This is a genomic window from Streptomyces sp. WAC06614 (assembly GCF_003949795.1).
Classification (GTDB): domain Bacteria; phylum Actinomycetota; class Actinomycetes; order Streptomycetales; family Streptomycetaceae; genus Streptomyces.
On record NZ_RPRY01000582.1, the window covers coordinates 1 to 2,294 of the forward strand.

The 2,294-nt window shown below is 72.3% G+C and carries 1 protein-coding gene; it reads right to left on the reverse strand.

The features are described from left to right. Positions 1 to 189: 189 nt before the first annotated feature. On the reverse strand, positions 190 to 2,034 hold the full coding sequence (locus EF918_RS34925; protein ID WP_125652874.1) for a glycoside hydrolase family 15 protein: 1,845 nt from the start codon (positions 2,032 to 2,034) through the stop codon (positions 190 to 192). Positions 2,035 to 2,294: the final 260 nt, after the last annotated feature.

Consider the following 2,294-nt stretch of genomic DNA (forward strand, 5'->3'; position numbering starts at 1 on the left):
CCCCGGACCCCCCTGACCCCCGCGCCTGTGGAGTCACCAACTCCCTTGATCCTACGTCGAATTGGGCACGAGAAACGCCGCCCTGCGGCGGCGGGAGATTTCACATGCCTGATACATGTGTCCGTATTCCGGACACTGTTGCGCCTCTAGTCTGTCAACCACCGCATGGCGCGTTTCCGGCGGGGTCGCTCAGCGGTGGACGCGGCGGACCGGCAGCCGGTCGATGGCGTCGTCCAGGGTGGTCGCCGCCATGATCAGCGACAGGTGCGTGAAGGCCTGCGGGAAGTTGCCCAGCTGCTCCCCGCTCGGGCCGATCTCCTCGGCGAACAGGCCGACGTGGTTGGCGTAGGTCAGCATCTTCTCGAAGGCGAACCGCGCCTGCCGGACCCGGCCGGCCCGCGCCAGCGCGTCCACGTGCAGGAAGGTGCACAGGCTGAACGTGCCCTCCTCGCCGCGCAGTCCGTCCGGCGAGGCACTGGGGTCGTAGCGGTAGACCAGGCTGTCGGAGACCAGGTGGGCGTCGATGGCGTCCAGCGTGCTCAGCCAGGCCGGGTCCGTCGGGGCCAGGAAGCCGACCCGGGGGATCAGCAGCAAGGACGCGTCCAGCACGTCGCTGCCGTAGTGCTGCACCAGCGCCCGCCGGCGCTCGCTCCAGCCGTGCCGCATCACCTGCTCGAAGATCGCGTCCCGGGCGCCGCGCCAGCTCTCCCGCCGGGCCGGCCGGCCGAACTCCTCGGCCAGCCGCAGCCCCCGGTCGAAGGCCACCCATGACATCACCCGGCTGTAGGTGAAGTCCTGCGCCCCGGCCCGCGTCTCCCACACCCCCTCGTCCGGGTTGTCCCAGGCCTCGGCCAGCCAGTCCAGCATCGCGGACACCGCCCGCCAGCCGCGGTACGTCGGCTGGGTGTCCAGGCCCTGGCCCTGGGCGAGGGCGTAGAGGGCCTCGCCGTAGATGTCGAGCTGCACCTGGTCCACGGCCGCGTTGCCCACCCGTACCGGCGCCGAACCCCGGTAGCCCTCGAAATGGTCCAGCACCTCCTCCGGCAGCCACGGGTCCCCGTCCACCCGGTACATGATCTGCAGCGGTCGCGTCCCGGCCATCGGCGCCGAGGACCGCTCCGCCACCCGCTCGGTCAGCCACGCCGTGAACGCGGCGGCCTCCTCGACGAAGCCCAGGTCGAGCAGGGCGCGTACGGACAGGGAGCCGTCACGGATCCAGGTGTAGCGGTAGTCCCAGTTCCGCACCCCGCCCACCTGCTCGGGCAGCCCCAGCGTCGCGGCGGCGATCGGCGCGCCGGTCGGCAGGTACGTCAGCAGCTTCAGCGTGATGGCCGAGCGGTGCACCATGTCCGGCCAGCGTCCCGCATAGCGGGCCGTGCGCACCCAGTCCTGCCAGAAGTCGACGGTCCGCCACAGCTCCTCCTCGACCTCCCGTGCGTCCGGCAGCCCTTCCGCAACGGCGTCCGGGCCCGCCACGCGGAAGGCCGCCCCGGCACTCTCGCCGGCCGTCAGCCGCACCACGCCCCGTACGTCGTGCTCGCCGTCGCGTTCGAGGGGGAAGTCGGACCGCAGGAACGCGGTGATGCCCGGCGCCCGGAAGACCGCCGTGCGGTCGTCGAGGGTGAGCTCGTGCCCGGCCCGGCCGAAGTCGAAGCGCGGCCGGCACTCCAGCGCGAAGGTCACCGAGCCGCGCATGCAGCGCACCACGCGCATCAGGGTGTGCTCGTCCCGGGCCCGTCCGGTGCGGTCCGGCGGCATCCAGTCCATGAGCTCGCCCACCCCGTCGGGGCACATGAACCGGGTCACCAGGACCGCGGTGTCGGGGTAGTACAGCTGCCGGACGGTCACCTCGAGCGCGTCGGGGGCCAGCCGGAACCAGCCGCCGCGGTCGTGGTCGAGCAGGGCGGAGAAGATGCCGGGGGAGTCGAAGCGGGGCGCCGCGAACCAGTCCACCACGCCCTCGTCCGACACCAGCGCGGCGGTCTGGAGGTCGCCGATCAGACCGTGGTCGGCGATGAGCGGGTAGCGCTCCATGGATCCACTATCACCAGTGATCCGCAGCCGGGCATCCGGAGGATCACCGGCTGCGGGGCCGCCGCGCCTGTGGTAGGGCGCCGGGCCGGGGCGCTGCTCCGTAGGGAGGAGGTTGCCGCCGCATTCGGCGGCACCTCCGAGCCGATGATCAGTTCTTCGCTTTCCGCGATCGATGCTGGTCCCGGGCCGAGGACGGACATCCGGGAGGCGGAGTGACGGCGTCAGACGGGCAGCGGGCGGAGCGGCGGCGACGGGAGGGG

Coding starts and splice junctions, on each gene's coding strand:
- EF918_RS34925 (WP_125652874.1), bottom strand. CDS start 2,034: ATGGAGCGCTACCCGCTCATCGCCGACCACGGTCTGATCGGCGACCTC.